We start from the raw sequence: 25061 nt of genomic DNA, 5'->3' as shown, positions 1-25061 counted from the left end.
GGGTCCGCCAGACCGGACAGGATTGACTGAAACATTGCGTGCACGAGCCGCACGCCATCGGAGAAGGAGAGTCATATGGGTTGGGATAAGGCGCGCGGCCCGCGGATCGCATTTCTGGGAACGGGGGCACAAGGCGCGTCCATCGGGGCCGACTTCGTATTGGCCGGGCTCGACGTCACCTTCATCGAGCAGTGGCCTGACCATGTCATGGCCATCCGCGAGCACGGGATCACCGTGAACCTGCCGAGCCGCACCATCAATGCGAAGGTCCCGGCTCTGCATCTCTGCCAGGTGGCGGAAATCAAGGAGCCTTTCGACGTCGTTTTTCTCGTGGTCAAGGCCTACGACACCAAGTGGGCATGCCAGCTTATCGAGCCCTGCCTTGCTCCGGACGGAGTGATCGTCGGGCTTCAGAATGGCATGACGCATGAAGACATCGCGGCCGTGGTTGGTCGCGAGCGGACGATCGGTGCTGTGATCGAGATCGCTTCCAACATGTTCGTTCCCGGCGTCACGAACCGGCAGAACGATCATGACACCTCGTGGTTCGCACTCGGCGCGCTCGACCCCAAGACGCAGGAGCGGGTGGAAGACGTCGCCGATTTGCTGCGGAATTCTGGCACGGTCGAGGTGATGGAAGACATTCGTTCCGCAAAGTGGATGAAGCTCGTTGTCAATGCCGCCGAGCTTATTCCATCGGCGATCATCAACCTGCCGCTGGCGGATGCTGCGCGCGCACCCGGCATGCTCGAGGTCATGCGGGCGGCGGGATACGAGGCAATGCAGGCAGCATTAGCGGACGGCGCCAAGATCGTCCCGATCATCGGCATGCCGCCGGTCACGACGAACCATCCGGAGCGTTATGTCGATCAGATTTTCGAAGAGGTACTGAAGACCTTCTCGCAGGCTGACACGCTGACGACATCACTGCAGGACTGGCGCAAGGGGCGCCGCGCCGAGGTGCAGGAGGTTAACGGATGGGTCGTCGATATCCTTCGTGCCCATGGCCAGAAAGCGCCGGTGAATCAGCGCGTTATGGAGGTCGCCTACGATATCGAGGCCGGCCGGATCGAAGCGCGACCAGAGAATGCAGCCCTATTGATCGAAACATATCGGGTCGTGGCCGAGCGTCGATAAGTCCCGGCGGTCACGCGGCAGGCAAAGCATCAATTTTTAACCTGAGGAGGAAAATGGCATGAAATCGCATCTGAAATGCGGCGCCATCGCGCGATGGCTTCTAACGTCCGCGGCGGTCTGCGCGAGCGTCGCAATCCCAGCCGCGCATACGAACGCCGGTGAGGCGAAGGGCGGCAAGCTAATCGTCGGTATCGACGAGACGGCTTCCGAATATTGGTCGGAATATCTGCAGGGTGTGAAGGACATTGGCGAGTCGCTCGGCAAGGATCCGACCGTACTCACCAGCAACTATCAGGGCGATCAGCTGCTCGCGCAGCTCGGGGCCACCTATTCCGCTGGCTGCAATCAGTGCGCTCTTGCCACCGATCCGTCGTCGAATGCCTTCGTCAAGGCTGTTGTCAACCGGTCGGCCAAGTCGAAGGTCCATGTCGTCACGATCTGGAATCGGCCCGAGGACATCCATCCCTGGGATACGGATTCCAAATATTGGGTCGCCCATACCTCCTTCGACGGTGTGATGTCCGGCTACTACCAGGTCATGGCGCTTTGCAAGGCGCTGAACGGCAAGGGCAAGATCGCCGCGATCGAAGGCGTGCCGTCAACCCCGCCGGCCTATCAGCGCATCGCCGGCCTGAAAAAGGGTCTGAAGGAATGCCCTGGCCTGGAGCTTGTCGACACGCAGGTGGGCGACTGGCAAGAAACCAAGGCTCAAAATATCACCCGTACCTGGCTTGCCCGCTATGGGGATCAGCTACAGGGCGTCTTCGCGTCCAACGATGCCATGGGCCGCGGCGCGGTCGCCGCGCTGAAGGAAAAGGGACTGAACGGCAAGGTTCTGGTCACCGGTTCTGACGGTTCGAATATCGGGCTGGAAATGGTCAAGAACGGCGACATGCTGGCGACCGTCTGGAACGATCCGGTCTTGCAGGGCGCGGTTTCCATGTCGCTCGCCTATGCGGCCGCTGTCGGCGACATCGATGCCGAGAAGCTGAGCCATGCGCAGCGCGACTTCTACCTCAAGCAGGATGTCGTGACCAAGGACAATGTCGATAAGTATCTCGACCTGAAGAAGAACGCGCCGAAATACACCTACGACGAAATCAAGAAGGACTTCTGGAAGGACTCGGCAGGTCAGATTCCGGAAGGCGCAAACGAGAACAAGTAATCGGAAGGAGGGCTCGATGGAGGCCGCTACCAGTATGAACTCCAAAACGGTCGCTCGCTCGCTGACGCTTTTTGGCGAGATCAGAAGCAAATCGTCATGGAACCAGTTTGCAGGCCCTGTTGTGGCGCTCATCGTGCTGTCTGTGGGCTTCCAGCTGGTCAGCGGTAGCTTCTTTACGATCGACAACCTCAAATCCGTGGTGGAGGCAGCGGCGGTTCCCGCAATTCTCGCCGCTGCCATCAGCTTTGTCGTCATCATGGGATCCATCGATCTCTCGCTGGAAGGCACCATGGCGACGACGAGCATGATCGTTGCCCTTCTCGTCGCAAACGGGGTCAACGGCAACGATTACGGCATGGTCGGATTGCTGGCGGCGCTGGCCGTTGGCCTCGCCTTCGGCCTTTTCAACGCCGTCCTCAACGCGGTGCTGCAGATGCCGTCCCTGATCGTAACGCTCGGAACCTGGTTCGTCGGGCTGGGCATCGCGGCAGTCCTGTTTCCTGCCCGTGTCCCGCAAATCAACGATCCGCTCATTCTCAACCTCGCCCGCCTCCGGCTCTTCGATTTGAGCTTGGTCGTCTACATCGCGCTCGCCGTCATCGTCGTCAGCCAGTTGGTCCTGAACTTCACGAGGCTCGGGCGCATGATCTACGCGATCGGCGGCGACGAAGGCCTGCTCGTGGCTTCCGGCCTGCGCATTCGATGGGTCAAGATCGCCGCCTTCTCGATTTGCGGTCTGCTGGCCGGCATGTGCGGCGTGCTGCTGTCCGCACAGCTCAGCACCGGAAATGCGAATATCGGCAGCGGACTTCTGTTTCCGGCCATCAGTGCCGCCGTTCTTGGCGGCACCGTGCTGACGGGCGGACGCGGCGGCGCGGTTCAATCCGCGCTCGGTGCCTTGATTCTCGAGGTGCTGAACAATGGCCTCATCCAGATCGGCGCCGGTCCCTACACCCGCCACATCATCAGCGGCTCGGTCATCGTGATCGCCGTCGCCGCAGGCGGCTGGCATCGCCGCCGCAAACTGAGGGTCGTAAAATGACAGGCTCGCTCGTTCTCAAAGGTGTCCGCAAGACCTACGGCAGTGTCGTCGCGCTCGAAGGCATCGATTTGGAAATTCGCGCGGGGCAGGTGCTCGGGTTGATCGGCCAAAACGGCTCAGGCAAGTCCACACTGCTGAAGATATTGGCGGGGCTTGCGGCGCCGGACCAAGGTGAGATCATTCTCGACGGGCATCCGATCGTCCTGGATTCCGCCGCGACAGCTAGTCGCTACGGCATCGGCATGGTGCATCAAGAGCAGTCCCTGATCCCCAACCTGACCGTCGCGGAAAACATCTTCCTCGACAAGCCGCACCCTGCCACGAGAAACGGCCTCTACCGATGGGGCGCTCTGAACAAGGCCGCACAGGCGCAGCTGCATAAGATCTCGGTCGAGCTGCCGACCCGCGCGCTCGTAGAGGATTTGCGGTTTGCCGAGCGCCAGCAGGTCGAACTCGCCAAGGTTCTGGCGATCGAGGAACTCGTCGACAGACCGCCGATTATCCTGTTCGACGAGCCAACCTCGGTTTTGACGCCGGATGAGATCAAGCTTCTCTTCAAGCAGATCAATAGATTGCGCGGCAACGCGACGATCGTCTTCGTGTCGCACCGCCTGGAAGAGGTGTTGGAAATCAGCGACCGCATCGTCGTCATGACCGACGGCCGCAAGGTGGCCGAGAGAGACAGCGGTTCGGTTGACCGCAATGAACTCTATGAACTGATGGTCGGTCGGCAGCGGGTTACCGATGCCAGATCAGATCGGAAGCCCGCAGCGCAGGCCTCGACGCCGGTGCTCAAGATCGAGCGGCTGAGCAGTGGTCAGCATTTTCGCAACATCAACTTCGAACTTCGGCGCGGCGAAATCCTCGGCATTGCCGGCGTGCTCGGCTCCGGGGCCGAGGAAGTTTGCCGGGCAGTCTTTGGCGCCGAACGCGTCGATGCGGGAGGGATCGCGATCGAGGGCAGGGCGGCAAATCCGACCAGCCCGCGAACCGCGGTTCGGCAGGGTATCGGATATCTTCCGGCAGACCGCCGCGCCGAAGGGATGCTTCCGAGCCGATCGCTGTTCGAGAATGCCGTTCTCACATTCGGGCTGGACTACGGCTGGCGCTCCCTCGTTTTGCGGCGCGGCAGGGAGCGGCCGGTCGCGCTCGAATGGATGAAGCGTCTAAAGGTGAAGATGCACACGCCCTATGCGCCCATCTCCAGCCTCAGCGGCGGCAACCAGCAGAAGACTGTGCTTGCAAAATGGCTGATGGCCAGGAAACTCAAGGTTCTCCTGCTCGACCATCCGAGCCGCGGGCTGGATCCCGGCGCGCGGGACGATCTCTTTGCCGTCATCCGGGAGCAGGCCGACAAAGGCCTGTCGATCGTCTTCGTCGGCGACACGATCTCCGAGTTGTTGGAGCTTTCCGACCGGATCGTCGTGATGCGGGATGGCGAGATTACCGCACGTTTCGACCTGACGGATGGAGCCATGCCGAAGGAAGAGGAAGTCGTCGCGGCCATGGTCTGATGTGGCTTGGCCAGGTTTCGCTTCGAAGCTGAATTTGGAATAAGGGAAGAACGACCATGGGTAATGCACTGGACAGCACATTGATCGCCGCTCTTCGGGGACGCCGATCGACCTTGTTGCGAGGGCTTGGCCCCTTGGCGGTTCTGATCGCGCTCGTGGCGATCAGTGCCGCCATCGCACCCGGGGTAGTGGAGGTGGACTCCCTCGTCAGCTTCTTGTCTGATGCGGCGCCGATCATCGCGCTGGTCATCGGCGGCACGCTCCCCATTCTGGCGGGCAGCATCGATCTGTCGGTCGCCGGTGTGGCGTCGCTGACCGGGGTGCTGGTCGTCGTCCTCAATCCGATTTTCGGCCCGTGGACGTCCGTCGTCGTCATCCTCATCGCGATGGCGTTCGGCGCGACACAGGGTCTGCTGCATTCGTGGCTGCAACTGCCATCCTTCATCGTCACGCTCGGCACGCTGAGCATGCTTTCTGGTCTGGCGCTGTTGCTGTCGAACGCGACGGCGGAACCCATTCCGGACAATGATCTCTTCGTGACCTATCTCTCCGACAGCACCGCCGATATCCCAAATACCGTCATAGCCCTTATCATCATCATCGCGGTGCTGGGACTGATGCTTCGCTATCTTCGTCTCGGGCGAGATATCTATGCGCTGGGCACCGGCGAGCGGGCCGCGATCATGTCTGCCGTGAACGTCGTCGCAGTGCGGACGATCATCTTTGCGATTTCGGCCGGCTGTGCCGCAATCGCAGGCCTCTTCCTGATCTCTATAACGGCGTTCAGCTCGCCGACGCTTGCCGGCAATCTGCTGCTGCTCTCTATCGTGGGCGTGGTCTTAGGCGGCACGGCGATTTCAGGCGGTGTCGGCGGACTGCTTCCCGCGGTTGTGGGCGGCCTGATTACGTCGTGGCTGCGCATTGTGACCGTTATCATCGGCGTCCAGCCGACGGCCCAGAATATCGTATTCGGCTTGACGGCATTGGTGGCAGTCGCGCTGACCACGGACCGAAGCAAGCTCGGTATCATCAAGTGAGTTCTCCCGGTTATGCCGACCGATCGGCGTGGCCGGGACCGAATGCGAGAGAGCGGTGGTTCGATTGAACTACCGCTTCGGCGTAATTCCAGCAAAAGTGTAACTCGGTTTTGCGTCCGGAAGCGCTCTATCTATCTCCGCTAAACCACGCTCTGCCTCGCCCACGTCTTATGAGCGGATTTCAGGCTGGCCTCGATCTGTGCGGCTGCGCGCTCAAGAGCTAGCCTCGGTGATTTATTGCCAAGCAGCGCGTCATGGATCTCCTCGCCAAGAACCTTCTCGATCGTCGTATATTGCGGGATCTTGGGGCGTTGCCAGGTATGCAGCAGGTTCTTCTTCGCCAGCTGGTCGACGAAGCGGACGATCGGAGAGCTTGCGGCAGCTTCCGGATCGGCGCTGACCGAAAAGCGCGGAGCGACCGGAAAACCGTTCTTCACATGCGCCTTCATAGCTTCCCTGGAGGCCATCCATGCGATCGCGTCCGCCGCCAGCTCCACTCTTTCCTCCGGCAGATTGGTCGGAATACAGAAAAGAAAGCCGCCGATCGGAGAGGCGCGCGTGCCGCCGGGACCGTATGGCTGCGGCAGATATTCGACTCGCCGCTTCACGACCGACTGGACGTCATATTCGAAGCGGGCCGCGCGCATCGTCCAGAAATAACCCAAGCTCGCTTTTCCCTTCAGGAAGACTTCCAGGGTTTGATCCCAGGCCATCTCCAGAATCTTTGGCGGCGAAATTTCGATCAGCCTGCGCATGTATTCGAGGGCGCCGAAACCGGCATCGGACAAGATGGTGCAGCTCAATTCTTCCAGGTTTGCGCCTTCGAGCGTGAAGCCCGAGCGCGTCTTGCGCAGGGAGATCGCCGGCTGCCCGCAGGCACCCATGAAGAATAGAAAGCTCGACGCGATCGGCATGCCCCGCGCGCCATCCCAGACGGCTCCGAACATGCCTTCGTCCGGAGCATGAAACTTGCGACCGGCGCTGATGACATCATCGAAAGTCTTGGGAAAGGAGAGGCCCGCGTCGGAAAAAAGATCCCTCCTGGCCGCCAGTAGTTCGACGGTACAGTAGCCCGGAACGCCGTAGTCCTTACCTTCCCAGGTTGCCGATGACCAGATGGATGGGTGGAAATCGAGCGGATTGATGCCGGTCTTCTGAATATACTGATCGATCGGCCGGATCACGCCGCTCTCCGCGAATTCCCCGAGCCATGGCATGTTGATCGCGATGACGTCATAGTCGGACAATGGTTTTGCGCCGTTTTCACGCGCGCGCCGATAGAGGTCGGGAAGCGGCAAAAGGTCAAAATTTTTGCGTGAAGCGAGATTGTTGCGGAAGTCGGCCCACATGTTCCGCATTGCGGAGAAGTAGTTATCGTCGTTCAAGAGAAAGCGAAGCTCGATCTGCGATTCGGCACGCTTCTGGACAAGCCTCATCGGTGGAATGATCTGCGAACCGAGAGGCGTACCGCCGAAATAATATTCGTCTTCCTCCTCGCCGGCGCGCAGCCCCAAGGTCTGCGCGAGGAGCGATTTCGTCTTGCGGGCATAGGTTTCGAACGAACGAAGCAACTGCTCGCTCGGCTGCAGCGCGAAGCTCTTGCCAGTCGAACCTTTGGCGACTTTGAGGATGTAGCCGCTATCGATGAGACGGTTGATCAGTCTCATCGAGGTCGCATAAGGGAGACCGGATTCCTGTCCGAGAGTCGAGATCGAGACAGTCTGGCTAAGTATATGGGACTTGATCAGGAAGGTGACGATCAGCCAAATTGCATCGTCATCGGCGGCTGCGACCACCTCCCTGAATGGGCGGCGCGTTTTCTCGATGAAATCGATGACGCGCAGCATTTCATATTCGTTCACGTCGGCCTCCCAACCGTCGCGCTAAAGACGATCAGACTAGCTGGCAAATTTTCCTTTCGCCAGCCCGCTCAAATGGCTTTTAGCGTCTCTGATGTGGCGGTCTTGTCCCGGGTCATCCCCGCCAGCCGTTCGTACTGTTCGAAAAGAACGAAGAAGTCTTTCTCGGCAAGCCCGTCGGCGAACGCTGCCTCGTATTGCTGCCGGATCATGGAAGCGAGATACATCGGCACGTGATCGGATTTCGCCGCGCCAAGAATAAGATCGAAATCCTTCATCATCTGCGAGACGGAGAATGCCGGATCGAAATTGCGGCTGACCAGGAGATCGCGCTTGTAGGCAATCAGCGGCGAGGCCACCGCGCTTTCGCAGATGACGTTGAGCATGGTCTCGACCGAGAGGTTTCCCTTCAATCCGAGTGTCAGCGCTTCTCCGAGCAGGGCAGCCGTCGCCCCCACCAGCGCATTCAGCACCAGCTTGAGATAGCGCGCTTCCTCGCCATCGCCGAGATAGAATCGCTTGGACGAGAAACTCGCAAGGATGGGCTCGATCTTGCGATAGGCCTCCTCCGGCCCGGAGACCATGACGGAAAGCATGCCGGATGATGCGGTGATCGTGCTTCCCGAGACGGGCGCGCGCAAATAGGCCACGCCTTTGCGCCCGAGAGCCTCGGCGATTTCGGCCGAGATTTCCGGGGAAACGGTGCTCATCTCGACCAGAATTTGGCCCGGCTTCAGCAGATCGACGAGGGCGGATGGCGCCAATGTCAGTTGGCGAAGAACGGCATCGTTCGGGATGGTGAGCATCATCACGTCCGACGCCTCGACGAGATCTTCAAGCGAATGCGCCACATTCGCGCCCTGGGCGACGACGGAAGCACGGTTTTCGGGAAGAGGCTCGTAGACGTACAGAGGATATCCGTTTTCAAGGACGCGCCTGCTCATCGGGGCGCCCATCTTTCCGATCCCCGCCCAGCCTACTCTCAACGTCTCAGTCATGCACAACCTTCCTTCCCTGGCGGCGATCGCTGGCCAGAAATATTCAATGCCGCTTTTTCATGGAGGAGCGCATGAACTGAAATAATTTCCACGTTCAGCGCAAGTGCCGCTTCCTCCCGGCAGAAATCTTAGCGTCTGAATCAGATCGATTGCTTCACCGAAAATATCCATTTCGGATAATTAAAGGTTTGTCGAAGCACATGTTCATCCTCTAGCTTTGTTTTCGGATCGCACGGCGGTTCCTGTGGGAGGAATAAAAGCCGTCAACAAAATATAAATGCTGCGGCTGCGAAGTGTCTCCGCAAGCGATACTTTGTTGCCAGCGGTTTAATCATTTCATTGGAGGAGGAATTGAGATGAGATGTAAGGCGATCAGCGGCATCAACCCTTTGGCGCAGTTGTCGCTCGGAGAGCATTTGACTGTTGCGTCCGCAGCGCCGCTGACACCCGCAACTCCTCGTCATCTACCGAATGAATTGCGCCGCTCGTGCCGCGTCGCTGGGATCAATCTTCCTGCGTCACCGGGCGTGGCCGCGGGGCCGCATGCCCGCGTAACGCTCGGTCAATAAGAGAAAATGCCATGAGTGGGTTGGTCAACAACAAGGTTGTCATTGTTACCGGAGCAGCACGCGGCATCGGTGCTGGCATTGCCGCGGACCTTGCCGAAAAAGGCGCACACGTCGTCATCGCCGACCTGAATGCCGAAGCCGCGCGGCAGACGGCTTCGAAAATTTCCTCCGGCGGTAACAACGCGATCGCCGTTGCCGTAGACGTTTCCAGCCGTGCGAGCGTCAAAGCCCTGATCGACCAGACAGTATCTCGCTTCGGCCGGCTGGACGTCATGTTCAACAATGCCGGCATCAGCCAGACCTGCCCATTTCTCAAGGTTACGGAAGAGGATTTCGACCGGATTATGAAGGTCAACGGCCTTGGCGTTCTGATCGGAACCCAGGAGGCTGCAAAGCAAATGATCGCGCAGGGCCACGGCGGCAAGATCATCAATACCGCCTCGGTGGCAGGCAAACAGGGTTATCCATTGTTTGCGCATTATTGCGCCTCCAAGTTCGCTGTCGTTGCGATCACCCAGGCAGCCGCCCGCGCACTCGCCGAGCACAAGATCACCGTCAACTGCTTCGGGCCAGGCGTCGTGAAGACGGAGCTTTGGGAGCAACTTGACCGGGAATTCCTGGAGCGAGGGCTGACAGAAAAGCCGGAACAGGCGATCAACGAGTTCTCGCAATCAATCCTGCTCGGCCGTGTCTCGTTACCGAAGGACATTGCGGGCGTCACCACGTTCCTGGCATCCGATGCGTCGGACTATGTCACCGGCCAGACCGTTATGGTCGATGGCGGCATGGTGCTGATCTGAGGAGGACGTCATGAGGCCGCTGAGCAACAGGGTCCCAATCATCACCGGCTTCGGCGAGGAAGATGCCGCTCCGTATATGGGCCAGGATCATTATTTCGTCCTTATCCGTGCTTCCGGCGAGACCTGTTTAGGGACGCGCAACAGCATGGTCTGCGGCGGTGGCTACACAGCACAGTAATCATGAAAGGCATGACAATGAAAGCTGTACGATATTATTCCAAGAAAGACATCCGTGTCGAAGAGGTACCCGCGCCAAGCGGTCCGCTGGGCGACGACATGGTGCTGATCGAGCCATTGGTCTGCGGCATTTGCGGAACTGACTTGCACGAATACATCGCGGGACCGATCGTGACGCCCGCCACCCCCAACCGCTATTCCGGCGCGACTTTGCCGCAGATCCTCGGCCATGAATTTTCCGCCAGGGTCTTGGAAGTGGGCAAGAAAGTCACGCACGTCTCCCCGGGCTCGCGCGTTTCCATCCAGCCGCTCATCTCGCCGCGCGACGATTACTACGGCCGCCGCGGCCTCTTCCATCTCAGCGAAAACATGGCGGTCGTCGGTTTGTCCTGGGATTGGGGCGGCATGGGGGAACGCGCCGTCATCAATGGCTACAACGCCATTCCCGTGCCGGACTCGGTCTCGGACGTCCAGGCAGCCATGATCGAGCCGGCCGCCGTCGCGCTATACGGCGTCGATCGGGGCGGGGTGACGAGCGGCAGCAGCGTCCTGGTCTCCGGCGTCGGCCCGATCGGCGCGCTTGTCCTGTTGGCCGCCAAGGCGGCCGGCGCGACGAAGATCTTTGTCTCGGAGCTCAACCCGAACCGTCGCGCTCTGGCGCAACAGCTCGTTCCGGAAGCGATCGTCTTCGACCCGCGCGAAACGAATACGGACCAGTTGTTCCGCGATCAGACGGAGGAGGGTGTGGGGGTCGACGTCGCGCTGGAATGCGTCGGCGCCGAGGCATCGCTCAATCTTTGCGCCAAGGCCGTGCGCCGCCGTGGCACCGTCGTGCAGGTCGGCCTGCATGTGCGGCCGGCCTCGGTCGATGCGATGCTCTGGGCACTGAAGGATATCACCGTCGAGGCAACGTGGTGCTACCCCGTTCAGATCTGGCCCCGCATTGCCTCGATGATCGGCGCCGGCATCTTCCCGGTTGAAAAAGTGGTCACTGCGCAAATCGCGCCGGAAGACGTGGTCGAAAAAGGCTTCGAAGCGCTGCTCGATCCCAAGGCCACCCACATGAAGATTCTCGTCGATATGAAGGCCTGATCATGACGAATCCGATGGATCTCGGCGGACGAAGCTTTCTGGTCTCAGGCGCGGGCGGCGGCATCGGCAGCGCAACCTGCCGGTACCTAGCCTCACTCGGCGCAACGATCGTTGCTGCCGATCGCGATACTTCGGTGGAGAAGACCCGTGATGACATTCGTGCGGCGGGGGGAACGGCGGAAGCCGTCATCTTCAACGTTACCGATAAGGCATCGGTCGAGGCCGCGGCAGCAAAGGTTGCCGAGCGCTTCGGTCCCCTCGACGGCCTCTTCGCCAATGCCGGCATGTCCTATGAGCGCACGGCGCTAGACCACAGCGAGGCCGACTGGCGCACCGTCATGTCCGTCAATCTCGACGGAGTCTTCTGGACCGTGCAGGCGTTCGGAAGATCCATGATCGAGGCGGGGCGAGGGGCCATCGTGATGACGGCGTCGATCGCCGGCGTCAAAGCTGTTCGGCCGGAGCTCCATGTCGGCTACGACGTCTCGAAGGCCGGCGTCGCCCATATGTGCCGTGTTCTGGCGGCCGAATGGGCAAGGTCGGGTGTGCGCGTCAATGCCGTCGGCCCCGGTTACACGGATACCGTCATGCTGGCGGAAGTCGGCCGCGCCCAACCTGCCGTCATGCAGAAATGGTTGGACGACACGCCAATCAATCGCCTGATCAAACCCGAGGAAATTGCTTCCACCGTCGCCTTCCTGCTCTCCGATGCGGCGAGCGGCATCACCGGCCAATTGCTGATGGTCGACGGTGGCTATTCCATCGCTTAAATTCGAAAGGAATTTTACATGTATTACGCTGTTCATTGCCTCGACCATGAGGGCGCCGTCGAGAAGCGGCTCGCCAACTACGATGCCCACAAGGCCTATCTTTCCACCGGCAAGACCAAGACGGTGATCTCCGGTCCACTTCTGGCGGACGACAACGAAACCATGATCGGCTCTCTCTTCGTTTTCGAGGCCGACACCAAGGAAGAGATCGTCGCATTCAACAAGGCTGATCCTTTCACCAAAGCGGGTGTGTGGAAGGCCGTCAACATCCATCCATTCAACAAGCGGGTGGACAATCGATGACCATGATCGAGGAAAACCCGGTCACCGCCGCCCTGGTCGGTCTCGGCTGGTGGGGCCGAAAGATGGCGAGCCTCGTCAATGCCGGCGGCGCGCGGATGCATTTCGTACGCGGTGTCGATCCGAACCCTGATGCGGCTGCATTCGCCGGCCAGATGGGTCTGCAATATTCGCCGGATATGGCTGAAGCGTTGAATGATCCGACGATCGAGGCGGTCGTGCTTGCCACGCCGCATTCGCTACACCGGGAGCAGATCGCGCGCGTTGTCGCGGCGGGGAAACACGTTTTCTGCGAGAAGCCGCTCGACCTCAGCAGAGCCGGAGCGGAAGCGTCCGTCGCTTTGTGCCGAAAGGCTGGTCTTGTGCTTGGCATGGGCCACGAGCGTCGTTTCGAACCTCCGATCGCCGAAATCCTGGCGGCGGCCAAGCTCGGAAAACTGGGTCGGCTGCTACAGATCGAAGCGAATTTCAGCCACGACAAGTTTCTCGGCCTCGACCCGTCGAACTGGCGGCTGAAGGCCGAACAGGCCCCGGCCGGCGGCATGACGGCGACCGGGATTCATCTGACGGACCTTGCCGTGAAGCTGATGGGCCGCGCTACCGATGTCCGCGTTGTTTGCGAGAACCTTGCTTCGAGCATTCCGCAGGGCGACACGATGAGCGCGCACATCCGCTTTGCCGGCGGAGGCACGGCCTACGTCTCGGCAACCCTCGCAACGCCCTTCGTCTCCCGTTTCGCCGTCTTCGGTACGGATGGATGGATCGAAGTGCGCGACAAGGCACATGTTGAAGCGCCCGACGGCTGGGTCGTGACCGAAGGCTGGAAGAACCAGCCGATCACTGTCCGCGAGGTGTCGCCCGCCGAACCGGTTCGGGACAACCTTAGAGCCTTTGCCCGCGCTATTCGCGGCGAGGCCGACTATCCGATCACTGGCGAGGATATGATCAACAATATTGCGCTGCTGGAAGCCATCGTGCGGTCTGCGCAGAGCGGCGCCCTGGTACAGGTCTGAGGAGGAAGACGTGAAAGCTCTGGTTTTCGAGGCCCCGGAAAAGCCCGTAATCGTCGACATCGGCATGCCTGACCTGTCGCCCAACGAGGTCCTGGTTCACACGAAGGCAGTCGGCATCTGCCACTCCGATTACGAGTTGCTGGCCGGACGCTACATCATCCCGATCTCCTATCCGGTCACGCCCGGCCACGAATGGAGTGGTGAAATCGTCGAGGTTGGCCGCAATGTGACCGGCTTCAAGAAGGGCGACCGCGTTGTTGGGGAGTGTGTTGTGCGCACCCCGGAGCGGCTGCACCATTTCGGTTTCTCCATGAGCGGCGCGGATCGCGAATTCTTCGCCGTGAATCCGGAATGGCTTCACAAGCTGCCCGATGCCGTCGATGACAAGAAGGCCGCGCTGATCGAGCCCTTTACCTGCGGCTTCTACGCCGTGTTGCGCTCGGGGGGCACGAATGCCAGCGAAACCGTCGTCGTTTCCGGCGGCGGTACGATCGGGCTGGTATCGGCCGCAGCAGCGATCGGCATGGGCGCTCGCGTCATCGTCGTCGATCCGCTTGCATCGCGGCGCGAAGTGGCAAAGCGCCTCGGAGCGGATAGGGCCATTGACCCCTCGGATGGAGATGCCGCCGAGAAAATTCGTGAACTGACCGGAGGGCATGGTGCCGATCTGGTGATCGAGGCATCCGGCCATGACGCATCCTTGGCGGCGGCGTTCGACTATGCCCGCGAAGAGGGCCGGATGTCGATGGTAGGGATCAACATCGGACGCAAAGTGCCTGCCGTCATTGGCCAGATACAGATGAAGAACCTGACCGTGCGTGGCTGCATCGGATCTCCCGGCGTCTGGCCGGCCGCCATTCGCTTCCTTGAGCGGACGGGCATCGATCTGTCGCCGATCCAGACGCACGATTTCGCGCTGACCGATGCTGTCAACGCCTTCTCGTTTGGCCAGGATCCGACGAAGAGCATCAAAATCACGCTGCTGAATGGTTGAGCCATGAACAAACACGCACTTATAGTCGGCGTTACCGGGATCACCGGAAGCAATCTCGCCGAAAATCTTCCGGCTGAAGACGGTTGGACGGTATCGGGCCTGTCTCGGTCGCGAAGCCCGATCGCAGGCGTGAAGACATTGATCTGCGATCTCGTCGATGCCAATTCCGTTCGTACGGCGTTGACGGAAGCGAGACCGAGCCATGTCTTCATCACCGCGTGGTCGCGTCAGGAGACCGAGACAAAGAATTGCGAGGTCAATGGTGCGATCGTTCGCAATGTGCTCGATGCCTTGCAGGGGCGAGGGGTGGAGCATGTTGCCCTGACGACGGGCACGAAACATTACCTTGGCCCCTTCGAATCCTACGCCAAGACGCAGCCGGAGACGCCGTTCCGCGAGGAGCAGGAACGCCTGCCGGGAGAAAACTTCTACTATGTGCAGGAAGACGAAATCTTTGCGGCCGCCGCGAGGGACGGCTTTACTTGGTCCATTCATCGCCCGCATACGCTGATCGGTTATGCGGTCGGAAACGCGATGAACATGGCTGCCACACTTGCGGTCTACGCCTCCATCTGCCGGGAAACCGGCCGGCCTTTCGTCTTCCCCGGTTCGCCCGAGCAGTGGCAGGCGGCAACGGACGTTACCGATGCCAGGCTGCTAGCGAAACATCTCAAATGGGCAGCGACGACGAAGTCAGCCGCCAACCTCGCGTTCAATGTCGTCAACGGCGAAGTGTTTCGTTGGAAATGGCTTTGGCCGCGCCTCGCGAATTACTTCGGTCTCGAAGCTGCGCCTTACTCGGGAGTACCCACGCCGCTGGAAGAACAGATGGCCGGAGCGGGGCCGATCTGGGACGAGATGGTCAAGAAGTTCGATCTCCAGCCGAACGCGCTCTCGCGCGTGGCCTCTTTCTGGCATTCGGATGCGGATCTCGGTCGCCAGATCGAGACGTTCAATGACATGGGCCGCAGCCGCAAGCTCGGCTTTCTCGACTATCAGGATACGACAAGCTCGTTCACAGATGCGTTCGATCGGCTGCGAGCGGATCGGATCATACCTTAGGATGTCAGGAGTGCAGCATATGTCCGAGCAAGCGAGCGCGAGCACGTCGCCGTCCGGCTTTTTCACCGAGGAGAACTCGGTCGCGACCGTCAACGCCCGAATGGGCAGGGATGTCGATCCGCGCCTCGCAGAGGTGATGGCTTGCCTCGTCAAGCATCTCCACAACTTCGCACGCGAGATCAACTTGACCCAGGATGAATGGGACTTTGGCATCGATTTTCTGACGCGGACCGGGCAGATCTGCACGCAGGAGCGGCAGGAGTTCATCCTTCTGTCCGATACGCTCGGCCTGTCGATGCTGGTCGATGCGATCAATAACCGGCGTCCGTCCGGCGCCACCGAGAACACGGTCTTCGGCCCCTTCCATGTCGAGGGCTGCCCCGTTCGCCAGATGGGCGATCAGATCTGCCTGGACGGCAAGGGCGAAAGCTGTCTCTTCATCGGACGCGTGCTCGATCTCGATGGCAATCCGGTCGCAGGAGCCAAGATCGACGTTTGGTCCGACAACGCGGAAGGCTATTACGACGTCCAGCAGCCCGATATCCAACCGAAGTGGAACAACAGGGGCGTCTTCGTGACAGGCGCGGATGGACGCTACAGCTTCGTCGGCATCAAGCCCGTCTCCTATCCGATTCCCGATGACGGGCCGGTCGGCAAGATGCTGAACAGCCTCGGCCGCCACCCGTATCGGCCGGCGCATATGCACTACATGGTTCGCGCGGAAGGGTTCCAGAAGCTGGTGACGCACACCTTCGTCGGCGGCGATCCCTATCTGAATTCCGATACAGTGTTCGGGGTCAAGAAGACGCTTGTCGCGCCGTTCACGCGTGTCGAGAGCGGAAACACGCTCTGGCGCTCGGACTATGACTTCGTGCTCGCACGGCCTCGTCAGACACGATAGGAGCGAGGAATTGCAAAACTTCGTCTACAATGGAAACCCCGGCCGGGTCATCTTCGGGCGCGGCACGGTCGTGCGCCTTCCCGAAGAGGCCGAACGGCTGAAGGCGCGACGCATCCTTGTGCTCTCCACGCCTGAGCAAGCCGAGCAGGCGGCTGATATCGCGCGGCATATGGGATCCAACGTCGTCGCGACCTATTCCAAGGCGCAGATGCATACCCCCGTCGAGGTGACGACCGATGCCATGCGATTTGTGGAACAACATGCCGTCGATGCGCTGCTATCCATTGGAGGTGGGTCGACGACCGGCCTCGGCAAGGCCATCGCCTTTCGCACCGATTTGCCGCAGATCGTCGTGCCGACCACCTATGCGGGCTCGGAAGCAACCCCGATCCTCGGCGAGACCGAGAGCGGCCGCAAGGTCACGAAGTCGGATCCGCGCATTCTTCCGGAAGTCATCGTCTACGACGTCGATCTGACGCTGACGTTGCCCGTTTCCCTTTCCGTGACCAGCGGCATCAATGCGATCGCCCACGCCGTCGAGGCGCTTTACGCGAGGGAGGCCAATCCGATCATCTCGCTCATGGCGGAAGAGGGGATCGGGGCGATCGCCCGCGCCTTGCCGCGCATCCATTCGAACCCGAGAGATGAGGACGCCCGCGCGGATGCGCTTTACGGCGCCTGGCTTTGCGGCGTTTGCCTTGGCTCCGTCGGCATGGCATTGCACCACAAGCTCTGTCATACGCTGGGGGGCATGTTCAATCTGCCGCATGCGCAGATGCACACGGCAGTCCTGCCGCATGCGGTGGCCTACAACGCCGACGCGACGCCGGCGGCGATGGCTCGGCTGGGCAAGGCTCTCGGCATTGCCGATCCGGCTGCAGGACTTTTCGACCTTGCCAGTGGGCTCGGCGCAACGATGTCGTTGAAGAACCTTGGAATGCCCGATGACAGTGTCGAGGCCGCCGTCGATCACGCGATGTCGAACGCCTATTGGAACCCCCGCACATTGGAAAAGCGCGCATTGACCGACTTGCTCGAACGCGTTTTCCGTGGAGACGCGCCGAGGGCCGCATGAGTTATGGCGGGGCACTGTCGACCGGCGGCGCCTCGACGAATTTCGGTGGGAAACCGTGCAGTTATCCAGAAGTCCAAAATGGATAATTCCGTTGTTTTCTTTGGCTTTACTCCGTCTACCATTACTTCTGGGATATTTGGAATGTCCGCATGTCGGGGGAGACGGAAGGACGATTTGGCTGGTGAGGAGCTAGAAGTCATGCTTGCGGTTCGCGTCGCTATTTCCAATCCCGAAAAGGCGGCGGCACGCGCGGCCTATCTGGAGGATCACAAGCGCCATCTGCGATCGGGCCGACTCTGCATCGTCCAATCCGGACCGATCCTCGACGAAGCCGGCAAAGGCAGCGGGGGAGTTGTCGTAGCGGATGTCGTCTCGCTCGAAGAGATGCGTCGGTTCAGTGCGGAGGATCCTTTTGTCCTCCACGAAGTCTATTCGAGCATCAGCATCTACGAATGGCGACCAACGATCGGCGCTCGCGGATAGGGCAACTGCAATCGGACGGTCTGCATCTCTGCAGCAGCTGATTCTGAGGAGGAGGAGGGAACATGAAAGCGGTAGGCACACTCAACTGGGACAGTATTCGCAATTGGCTCGCAGAAGCAGGAAGCGCCTGTAGCGGATACTATTTTGACCACGCGGAAGCGCCAAAGGCTCGCGTAAAGCTGTTGCCTCGTCGACGGTGTGACCGGTCAGAAAGTGCCGGATCGGCTGCAGATTGGCCGGATAGCAACCGCGAACTCTGACACCGGTCTGACATCTCTTTTGGCGTCTACCGAACGCGCTGCGCGGCCTTTGCGTCGGGGGCGCGAGGGTGTTGCCGCGAACATCAGTGTGAAAGGCGGACTTGGATGACGAACGCTACCCCCATTGCTTCAAATGCATTTCCCAGGGAGACAATATTGTCAACGCCGTTGGCTCGAAGCTTCGTGACAGTCGTTTTCTCGACACTCGTTCTTCTCGTCGTGTGCCTGCTCTTCGCGCCTTCGAGCGTTTCCTGGGGGGCGCTATCGGGAAGTCTGCCTTTTGCGGCGACCATTGCCATCGTTGGCTTGGGGCAGTTACTGGTTGTGCAACAGGGTGGTTTCGATCTCTCGCTCCCCGGAGCTGTTTCGCTTGCTGTGGTCGTTTCAACGCATCATCCGCATCAGGATGATGGGCTGCTCTATCAAGCCGTGTTGCTCGCGATCGCGTTCGCCCTCGTCGCAGGCTTCCTGAACGGCATCCTCGCGAGCTTCTTTCGGCTGAACGCTATCATTGCAACGATCGGTACCAACGCCCTGCTTTATGGAGCAGTGTTCGCGACATCCGGTGGTGTTCCCTCGATCACCACGAACCTTCTCGCCGAGATTGCAGGCGGCGAGACATTGGGGCTTCCGAACTCGGTCTACTTCGCGCTTGGTGCCACCGCCATCGTCTCGTTCTTGCTCAAGAAGACAGTGGTCGGGCGGAGATTTGAGGCGATTGGCGCCAATCCATTGGCGGGGCGAGCCGCCGGGCTTCGTGTGCGTCTCCACCGGATGATGGCTTATGTCTACGCGCAGCTTCTTTACTGCCTGGCCGGCATTCTGATCGCTGGCATCACTCGCGAGCCGACTGCCTTTCAGGGTGACAGCCTGCTGCTGCCATCCGTTGCGGTCGTGGTTCTTGGCGGGACCTCGCTCCTCGGCGGGCGAGGATATCCGATCTCGACGGTAATCGCGGCGTTCTTCCTTAACCAATTGAGCCAATTCGCACTCTCAGTCGGGGTTCCGTTTTCGGCTCAAACCATCATTCAGGCCTTGGCTCTCGGTTTTGGCATCGGTGTTTACTCACTCCGCTGGAGCGTAAACGTAAGACAAGCGGCTGGAACAAAAAATGTGGAGGAGAAGAAATGAAATATTCTAATTTTGCGAAGGGCTTAGCCGTCTCCGTTGGGGCGGCGGTTATGGCACTCGGCAGCGCCAACCTGGCCAAAGCTGAGGCGCCTTCCTGGTGCGGACCAAAGAAGGCAACGCTAGCGCTGCTCGACGGTTACGGCGGCAACAGTTGGCGGCAGGTGACGACGGCCTCTGGTAAGCAGACGGTGGAGCTTTGCCCCAGCATCACGAGGTACGAATATGCGGACGGTCAGGGCGACACACAGAAGTCCATCTCGGACATCAAGAGCATGGCAGCGAAGGGCGTTGATGCGCTCGTGGTATTCGGTGACGCCGGCCCCGCTGTGCTTCCGGCGATAACCAGTGTCTTTAAGTCGGGCAAGATCATCGTGCCCTATCGCGTGGCAGTCGGCGGCAAGGAGGGTGTGAACTATTCCAAGTTCATTGGCTCGTCCTTCGAAAACGACGGGGCGACCTGGGGCAAATGGATCAAGAGCGTCCTTCCGAAGGGTGGAAACGTGCTGTTCCTGAGCGGACCGGCAGGTAACAGTCAGGGATTGGACGAACTCAAGGGTCTGAAGAGCGTTTTGGGTCCGGAATATGTTTTCGTCAATGCGCAGCCTTTCGATGTCACCAACTGGGATCCGGCGCTGACCCAGAAGGTCCTGACGGCGGAAATTGCCAAGAATGCCAAGATCGACGTCATCGTCTCCGACTTCGGCCCGTCGTTGGTTGGCGCGTTGCCCACATTCACCAAGCAGGGCAAGTCGATCCCCGCGCTCGCGACCTCCGACGGCAATTCGCTAGGCTGCTTCTGGCATGACAACCAAGCAAGTAATCCGGATTTCAAGCTGTTCACGGTCGCGACTGGCAATGACAATGTGAGGCTCGCTGTACAATGGGCCGTCGCACTTGCAACGGGCGGCGAGAAGCCGAAGGACGCGATCTTCAAGGCGCCGGCTTTCGAGGACTCTGTATCGGGCAAGCCGAATACGGTTCTGTGCCGCAAGGATTTGCCAGGCGCGATTTACATGTCCTCTGAGCTCCCGGCCGAAGATCAAGCCAAGGTCGTCGGTCGGTGATCGAAATACATGCATGAAATTCCCCGGAGGGAAAACCCTCCGGGTAGGCTTCCCAAGACGGATAACAGGATATGGCGGAACTAGGGGTTAAAGAGATCGAGGCGGGCACGGGAAACGTGGTCATCCGACTAGCTGGCATCTACAAGTATTTCTCGGTCGTTCCGGCACTCAGCGATGTGAGCGTCGAGTTCTACCCAGGCGAGGTGCATGCGATTCTCGGCGAGAATGGTGCCGGCAAGTCGACGCTAATGAATATTATCTCGGGAACACTTCAGCCGACGGAAGGAGAGATCAGTTTCGAAGGGCAGCCCATCCATCAAATGACTCCTGAGGTGGCGAAGTCTCACGGCATCGGCATCTGCTTTCAGCATCCCGCCATTCTCGAAGACCTCTCTATCCTGGAAAATCTACGGGTGGCGTTGCCCGCATCCGTTTTCTCGGGCCGGCCACCACAAGAGGTCGTGCAGCAGGTCTTGGATACGGTTGGGCTGCGGGTGCCGCTACGCATGCGCGCCGATAGCCTGACGGTGGCGCAGAAGCATTTGTTCGAAATTGCAAAAGCGCTCGCACTCAAGCCGAAGGTTCTCATTCTTGACGAGCCAACAGCCTCTCTCGATCAGGAATCGACAGACATGTTGTTTGATCGAATCCGTGAGATTGTCGGGGCCGGGACCTCCGTCATCTACATTACACATCGTCTTGCTGAGCTTAGACAGATCGCCCACCGGGTCACTGTGTTGCGCGATGGACGCGTCCGCGGTGCAGAACTGGTGCGGAACATCAGCGATGCCGATCTCGTGAGCCTCATCGTGGGGCGCACGCTCAAGGCAGCATTTCCGCCGAAGTCTCAACGGGCTTCCGAAGAGATAAGCTTTTCCATCGCCGGGGCGAACTCGAAGGATCTAACGGATGTGAGCTTTGATGTGCCCCGCGGCCAGATCGTCGGCGTTGCCGGCGTGGCGGGTAACGGGCAGCCGGAGCTTATGCGCGTGCTCGCCGGGTTACAGCCGACGGAGGGTACGATTACTCTGCGCGGTCGCGTGCTCAATCAGCACGAATTGCTGCGCGAAGCCGCCTTCATGCCTTCGGACCGGCACATTGAAGGTGTCGCAAGCGGCTTGACTGTTCGCGAAAACGCGACGTTTTCGGCGCTTGAGAAGTTTGCGGTCGGCGGAATCATTAGCCGAAAAAAGGAACTCGCTCAGGTCGAGTCTATCTTCGGTGAATTGGCGGTAAAAACTCCCAGCATGGAAGCGCCAATTCTGTCGCTATCCGGCGGAAACCAACAGAAAGTGGTAATGTCTCGAGCGCTTTTGTCGGAGCCGGGCCTCATCATTGCCGATGAACCGACGCAGGGCGTAGATGTTGGGGCGCGGTTTGAAATTTACCGCATTCTCCGGGAAGTGTCGGCTTCGGGGACACCCGTTATAGTGAATTCATCCGACGCGGTCGAACTTGAGGGGCTCTGCGACAAGGTGGTCGTGATGTCGAGAGGACATCTCGTCGAGACTTTAGTCGGTAACGAAGTCACGGAAGAGCGCATAGTAGCGGCGGCCGTCAAGGCAGAAACGCACGGCGGCGGAAGCGCTTCGAGGGTCAAGGCATCGAAAACAAGTGGGATCGCGCATTTCCTGCAGTCCGATAATGCACCGGCCGTCCCCTTGGCTCTCGTCACAGTCCTTCTCGGACTCTTTGTGTACGGGCAGAACGACAACTTCCTTTCGTTCTACAATATCTACAACATTTTCCTCCTCGCAACGGCACTTGGCTTCATCGCAATGGGGCAGACGGTAGCATTGCTAATGGGCGGCATCGATCTCTCTGTCGGCCCGCTTGCCGGCTTCCTCGTCGTCGTCGCGTCCTTCTTCATCAATGAGGACAAGTCTGCGGTCATGATGTTGGCAGGATTCCTGCTGATGTTCGCGGGCGCATTCATTACCGGGACAATTAACGGGGTCCTGATACGTTTCGCGAACTTTACGCCCATCGCAGCGACGCTCGCCATGTATATCGCTATACAAGGCTTGAGCTTCCTTCTGCGCGACAACCCGGATGGCTACATAAGCTCCGTCGTCACGGATTGGGTCAACTGGCAATGGGGTCCGTTCCCTGTTGCTTTCCTCACGCTGGTGGCTGTCGCCGGGGTTGGGGAATATATACTGCGCCGAACGAAGGCAGGCTGGCGCTTGAGGGCAATCGGCTCGGACGAGCACTCCTCCCGCAGGACCGGCATTCGGGTCGATCTAACGTTTATTATGGGGTATATTGCCTGCTCATTGCTGACTAGCCTTGGCGCGGTAATGCTGATGACTCAGATTGGCGTCGGCGACCCTCGTCAGGGCATCAACTACACGCTTTCCAGCATCACGGCTGTGGTTCTTGGCGGAACTAGCCTAACGGGCGGGCGCGGGACGTTCATCGGAACGATACTTGGCGCCGTCCTGCTCACCGAAGTCCTCAACGCGGTGACGTTCTTGGGACTTACACAGACTTATCAGTATCTTTTCCAGGGCGTCCTGATTGTCGTCGCCGCGCTCATCTATTCGACGGTGCGCAGACGAGAGGTCTCCCGATAGATCAGGCGTGCGAGCCGCAAAACATCAAAGTTTCAGTCATTTGCCCGCATTGCGATGAGGACGATAACATGACGGACAAAATCTATGGCATGCACCATATTGGCATCACGGTACCAGATATCGACGAAGGCATCGCGTTCTTCCAAGCTGTCTTCGGTGCCATCGAGGTCTTCCGCACCGGGCCGTTCGATGTCAATCAGGATTTCATGGAGAATAAGCTCGGCGCATCTGCGCAATCAACCATTCGCGACCTGGTTTTTCTGCGCTGTGGCGAGGGAACGAGCGTCGAGCTGTTCGAATATGACGGGGAAGAAGCCTCACGACCCAAGCGGCCGTCGGAGGTCGGCGGCATGCACCTGTGCTTTGAAGTCGAAGATGTGCATGCTTCGGAGGAGCGCCTGCGTGCGCAGGGCATCGAAATGCTTGACGGCCCCAACCTGGTGGAAACAGGGCCTTTGGCGGGCTTCAACTGGATCTACCTTCGGGCGCCGTGGGGACTAATACTCGAAGTCGCAAGTTTCGATAAGCTCGGCTACGAAGAAAATTCGCCTCATCGACTGTGGAGAGCAGGTCGACTCAACCCTGACCGCCGGACAAATGAGTGATGAAGCGCGCGTGCGAGTGCTGTAATTCGTCGAGTTCACCGGGATGCCTTTTTGACTCTGAGCTCGAACCGATGCTTCACCACTCAAAGTAAGAGACTATTTGTTCGGCCGAGCGTGTCATCGCCGGCCGAAGGCGAATGGCTCTACTATTGCGCCTGCGCTTCATGACAACAACGTTATCGTTATCGATCGCGATGTTGATTTCGGACGGCTCGAATCCTTCAATAGCGGAGCCAGCGCCAGCTTCGTATCCGTCCGGCGGAGCTTGCAATTACCCATAAGTACCCACCCGGGACGGGTTTGCATCACGTCGGATTTCCCATCGTAAAGTGATGCGGTATATCTGGTCGCATGACCCGACAGCTCTTCTCTTTCAGCCAGTTGAAGCACACGGAACGGCCAGTCCGGATCGGCTTCTTTCTTGCGACCGATTATCCATTGATGACGTTTTCCGCCGCACTTGATTCCCTGCGTCAGGGGAACCGGCTGGTCAAGCGCAAGGCCTTTGAATGGGTGCTGATTTCGACCGACGGAGCCGATGCCAAGTCCAGCAGCGGACTTGCCTTTCCCGCCGATTACTCCATGGCGCAGGCCCCGAAATGCGATATCCTGCTTGTCTTCGCGGGCGTCAATTACTCGGATGGCTACGATGCTGCCCTGTTTTCTTGGCTGCGCCGCATCTATTCCGAAGGCTGCGTGCTGGGCGGCGTCAGCACGGCGGTGTTTTACCTGGCGCGGGCGGGATTGCTAGAGGGCCGCCGATGTGCGATCCATTGGGAATCGCTGCATGCTTTCCGCGGCGAATTCCCGAACTGCCTTGCAACCGACGATATCTTCGCCGTCGATGGGCGGCTGATAACATCGTCGGGCGGCACGGTCACGCTGGACATGATGCTTTATCTCATCGCTGCCATCGAGGGGCGGGATCTTGCGGAGCAGATTTCCGATCAGTTCAATCACCCCCGCATGCGGCGGCAGGATGACGCGCAGCGCATGGTGCCCGAGGATCGTTTCGGGATCAGAAACGCCAAGCTGGGTTTCGTCGTTCGCCGCATGGAAAGCAGCCTTTCCGATCCGATCGAGATTTCCGAACTTGCCGATAGCGTCAGCATCTCGCCAAGACAACTGGAGCGGCTGTTCCGGACCCATCTGCATAAAAGTCCGTCGCAATTCTACATCGATCTACGCATGGCAAGGGCCAAGGAGCTGCTGGTTCATACCGGCCTGAGCGTTGCGGATATAGCAAGCGTCTGCGGCTATGACACGCCCTCCCATTTCAGTCGGTTTTACCGCCAGCATTTCGGCGAGACGCCGGCGGCTTGCCGCCGGCGTTGATGCCGCCCCGCCTTGGCCGCGCGCCGGGCTTTCCGAAGACTAATCCACGTCGGTGCGGCGCAACAATATGTCGGATCACGCATATTTCGCGTCGTCTCAGTG

At 59.6% G+C, this 25061-nt stretch carries 23 protein-coding genes; 21 read left to right on the top strand and 2 right to left on the bottom strand.

Annotated features, from left to right (window positions below):
* Positions 1-75 precede the first annotated feature (75 nt).
* From AB8B29_RS34790 to AB8B29_RS34770, 5 genes are read left to right on the top strand one after another with little or no spacing between them, the layout of a single operon-like run.
* Positions 76-1137 (top strand): ketopantoate reductase family protein, encoded by a 1062-nt coding sequence (locus AB8B29_RS34790; protein WP_037198004.1) that lies wholly within the window; start codon positions 76-78, stop codon positions 1135-1137.
* A 58-nt stretch (positions 1138-1195) separates the two neighbouring features.
* Positions 1196-2302, top strand: a complete 1107-nt coding sequence (locus AB8B29_RS34785; protein WP_051963715.1) for a sugar ABC transporter substrate-binding protein — start codon at positions 1196-1198, stop codon at positions 2300-2302.
* Positions 2303-2336: 34 nt separating this feature from the next.
* Positions 2337-3344: an ABC transporter permease gene (locus AB8B29_RS34780; protein ID WP_052212744.1), complete on the top strand. Its 1008-nt coding sequence runs from the start codon at positions 2337-2339 to the stop codon at positions 3342-3344.
* On the top strand, positions 3341-4858 hold the full coding sequence (locus AB8B29_RS34775) for a sugar ABC transporter ATP-binding protein (RefSeq protein ID WP_168597222.1): 1518 nt from the start codon (positions 3341-3343) through the stop codon (positions 4856-4858). Before AB8B29_RS34780 ends, AB8B29_RS34775 begins: the two co-directional genes overlap by 4 nt.
* A gap of 56 nt (positions 4859-4914) precedes the next feature.
* Entirely contained in the window at positions 4915-5895 is a 981-nt protein-coding gene (locus AB8B29_RS34770) for an ABC transporter permease (protein ID WP_168597221.1), read from the top strand.
* 140 nt (positions 5896-6035) lie between these two features.
* Here AB8B29_RS34770 and AB8B29_RS34765 read toward each other — a convergent pair whose 3' ends face one another.
* Both AB8B29_RS34765 and AB8B29_RS34760 read right to left on the bottom strand, forming a co-directional pair.
* Positions 6036-7757, bottom strand: a complete 1722-nt coding sequence (locus AB8B29_RS34765) for an extracellular solute-binding protein (protein WP_168597220.1) — start codon at positions 7755-7757, stop codon at positions 6036-6038.
* A gap of 68 nt (positions 7758-7825) precedes the next feature.
* Positions 7826-8752: an NAD(P)-dependent oxidoreductase gene (locus AB8B29_RS34760; protein WP_168597219.1), complete on the bottom strand. Its 927-nt coding sequence runs from the start codon at positions 8750-8752 to the stop codon at positions 7826-7828.
* A gap of 580 nt (positions 8753-9332) precedes the next feature.
* On the opposite strand from AB8B29_RS34760, the gene AB8B29_RS34755 reads away from it, so the two are divergent.
* The 16 genes from AB8B29_RS34755 (at position 9333) to AB8B29_RS34680 (ending at position 24959) form a co-directional block, all read left to right on the top strand.
* Positions 9333-10121 (top strand): glucose 1-dehydrogenase, encoded by a 789-nt coding sequence (locus AB8B29_RS34755; RefSeq protein ID WP_047563110.1) that lies wholly within the window; start codon positions 9333-9335, stop codon positions 10119-10121.
* 10 nt (positions 10122-10131) lie between these two features.
* Entirely contained in the window at positions 10132-10299 is a 168-nt protein-coding gene (locus AB8B29_RS34750; protein WP_156143652.1) for a hypothetical protein, read from the top strand.
* A gap of 17 nt (positions 10300-10316) precedes the next feature.
* Positions 10317-11390, top strand: a complete 1074-nt coding sequence (locus tag AB8B29_RS34745) for a zinc-binding dehydrogenase (RefSeq protein WP_092574584.1) — start codon at positions 10317-10319, stop codon at positions 11388-11390.
* Between the two features lie 2 nt (positions 11391-11392).
* Positions 11393-12160 carry an SDR family NAD(P)-dependent oxidoreductase gene (locus AB8B29_RS34740; protein ID WP_092574582.1) on the top strand — a complete coding sequence of 256 codons (768 nt, stop codon included), beginning with the start codon at positions 11393-11395 and terminating at the stop codon, positions 12158-12160.
* An 18-nt stretch (positions 12161-12178) separates the two neighbouring features.
* Entirely contained in the window at positions 12179-12463 is a 285-nt protein-coding gene (locus AB8B29_RS34735) for a YciI family protein (protein ID WP_037198012.1), read from the top strand.
* On the top strand, positions 12460-13473 hold the full coding sequence (locus AB8B29_RS34730; protein ID WP_168597218.1) for a Gfo/Idh/MocA family protein: 1014 nt from the start codon (positions 12460-12462) through the stop codon (positions 13471-13473). The genes AB8B29_RS34735 and AB8B29_RS34730 overlap by 4 nt, the downstream gene beginning before the upstream one ends.
* Before the next feature lie 10 nt (positions 13474-13483).
* The gene (locus AB8B29_RS34725) at positions 13484-14467 is read left to right on the top strand and encodes a zinc-dependent alcohol dehydrogenase (RefSeq protein WP_092574578.1); all 984 of its coding nucleotides are present in this window, start codon (positions 13484-13486) and stop codon (positions 14465-14467) included.
* A 3-nt stretch (positions 14468-14470) separates the two neighbouring features.
* The gene (locus AB8B29_RS34720) at positions 14471-15529 is read left to right on the top strand and encodes an SDR family oxidoreductase (protein WP_439007136.1); all 1059 of its coding nucleotides are present in this window, start codon (positions 14471-14473) and stop codon (positions 15527-15529) included.
* Between the two features lie 19 nt (positions 15530-15548).
* A complete protein-coding gene (locus tag AB8B29_RS34715) occupies positions 15549-16430 on the top strand; it encodes an intradiol ring-cleavage dioxygenase (protein ID WP_051963733.1) in 882 nt (293 codons plus the stop codon).
* 10 nt (positions 16431-16440) lie between these two features.
* Positions 16441-17505 (top strand): maleylacetate reductase, encoded by a 1065-nt coding sequence (locus AB8B29_RS34710; protein WP_092574573.1) that lies wholly within the window; start codon positions 16441-16443, stop codon positions 17503-17505.
* Between the two features lie 198 nt (positions 17506-17703).
* Entirely contained in the window at positions 17704-17988 is a 285-nt protein-coding gene (locus AB8B29_RS34705) for a YciI family protein (RefSeq protein ID WP_047563120.1), read from the top strand.
* Between the two features lie 365 nt (positions 17989-18353).
* The gene (locus AB8B29_RS34700) at positions 18354-19379 is read left to right on the top strand and encodes an ABC transporter permease (RefSeq protein WP_092574571.1); all 1026 of its coding nucleotides are present in this window, start codon (positions 18354-18356) and stop codon (positions 19377-19379) included.
* Positions 19376-20443: a substrate-binding domain-containing protein gene (locus tag AB8B29_RS34695; RefSeq protein ID WP_037198022.1), complete on the top strand. Its 1068-nt coding sequence runs from the start codon at positions 19376-19378 to the stop codon at positions 20441-20443. The genes AB8B29_RS34700 and AB8B29_RS34695 overlap by 4 nt, the downstream gene beginning before the upstream one ends.
* 71 nt (positions 20444-20514) lie before the next feature.
* The gene (locus tag AB8B29_RS34690) at positions 20515-23019 is read left to right on the top strand and encodes an ATP-binding cassette domain-containing protein (RefSeq protein ID WP_439007135.1); all 2505 of its coding nucleotides are present in this window, start codon (positions 20515-20517) and stop codon (positions 23017-23019) included.
* Between the two features lie 68 nt (positions 23020-23087).
* Entirely contained in the window at positions 23088-23624 is a 537-nt protein-coding gene (locus tag AB8B29_RS34685; protein WP_051963744.1) for a VOC family protein, read from the top strand.
* A 351-nt stretch (positions 23625-23975) separates the two neighbouring features.
* Positions 23976-24959, top strand: coding sequence for a GlxA family transcriptional regulator (locus AB8B29_RS34680; protein WP_047563122.1), 984 nt, complete (start codon positions 23976-23978; stop codon positions 24957-24959).
* Positions 24960-25061 lie beyond the last annotated feature (102 nt).

This window comes from Rhizobium sp. 11_C7_N12_5, from assembly GCF_051811145.1.
In the GTDB taxonomy this organism is placed as follows: domain Bacteria; phylum Pseudomonadota; class Alphaproteobacteria; order Rhizobiales; family Rhizobiaceae; genus Rhizobium; species Rhizobium lusitanum.
Note: the sequence above shows the minus strand (reverse complement) of the source record. Positions and strands in the feature narration are given on the sequence as shown.

Coding starts and splice junctions, on each gene's coding strand:
- AB8B29_RS34790 (WP_037198004.1), top strand. CDS start 76: ATGGGTTGGGATAAGGCGCGCGGCCCGCGGATCGCATTTCTGGGAACG.
- AB8B29_RS34785 (WP_051963715.1), top strand. CDS start 1,196: ATGAAATCGCATCTGAAATGCGGCGCCATCGCGCGATGGCTTCTAACG.
- AB8B29_RS34780 (WP_052212744.1), top strand. CDS start 2,337: ATGAACTCCAAAACGGTCGCTCGCTCGCTGACGCTTTTTGGCGAGATC.
- AB8B29_RS34775 (WP_168597222.1), top strand. CDS start 3,341: ATGACAGGCTCGCTCGTTCTCAAAGGTGTCCGCAAGACCTACGGCAGT.
- AB8B29_RS34770 (WP_168597221.1), top strand. CDS start 4,915: ATGGGTAATGCACTGGACAGCACATTGATCGCCGCTCTTCGGGGACGC.
- AB8B29_RS34760 (WP_168597219.1), bottom strand. CDS start 8,752: ATGACTGAGACGTTGAGAGTAGGCTGGGCGGGGATCGGAAAGATGGGC.
- AB8B29_RS34755 (WP_047563110.1), top strand. CDS start 9,333: ATGAGTGGGTTGGTCAACAACAAGGTTGTCATTGTTACCGGAGCAGCA.
- AB8B29_RS34750 (WP_156143652.1), top strand. CDS start 10,132: ATGAGGCCGCTGAGCAACAGGGTCCCAATCATCACCGGCTTCGGCGAG.
- AB8B29_RS34745 (WP_092574584.1), top strand. CDS start 10,317: ATGAAAGCTGTACGATATTATTCCAAGAAAGACATCCGTGTCGAAGAG.
- AB8B29_RS34740 (WP_092574582.1), top strand. CDS start 11,393: ATGACGAATCCGATGGATCTCGGCGGACGAAGCTTTCTGGTCTCAGGC.
- AB8B29_RS34735 (WP_037198012.1), top strand. CDS start 12,179: ATGTATTACGCTGTTCATTGCCTCGACCATGAGGGCGCCGTCGAGAAG.
- AB8B29_RS34730 (WP_168597218.1), top strand. CDS start 12,460: ATGACCATGATCGAGGAAAACCCGGTCACCGCCGCCCTGGTCGGTCTC.
- AB8B29_RS34720 (WP_439007136.1), top strand. CDS start 14,471: ATGAACAAACACGCACTTATAGTCGGCGTTACCGGGATCACCGGAAGC.
- AB8B29_RS34715 (WP_051963733.1), top strand. CDS start 15,549: ATGTCCGAGCAAGCGAGCGCGAGCACGTCGCCGTCCGGCTTTTTCACC.
- AB8B29_RS34705 (WP_047563120.1), top strand. CDS start 17,704: ATGCTTGCGGTTCGCGTCGCTATTTCCAATCCCGAAAAGGCGGCGGCA.
- AB8B29_RS34700 (WP_092574571.1), top strand. CDS start 18,354: ATGACGAACGCTACCCCCATTGCTTCAAATGCATTTCCCAGGGAGACA.
- AB8B29_RS34695 (WP_037198022.1), top strand. CDS start 19,376: ATGAAATATTCTAATTTTGCGAAGGGCTTAGCCGTCTCCGTTGGGGCG.
- AB8B29_RS34690 (WP_439007135.1), top strand. CDS start 20,515: ATGGCGGAACTAGGGGTTAAAGAGATCGAGGCGGGCACGGGAAACGTG.
- AB8B29_RS34685 (WP_051963744.1), top strand. CDS start 23,088: ATGACGGACAAAATCTATGGCATGCACCATATTGGCATCACGGTACCA.
- AB8B29_RS34680 (WP_047563122.1), top strand. CDS start 23,976: ATGACCCGACAGCTCTTCTCTTTCAGCCAGTTGAAGCACACGGAACGG.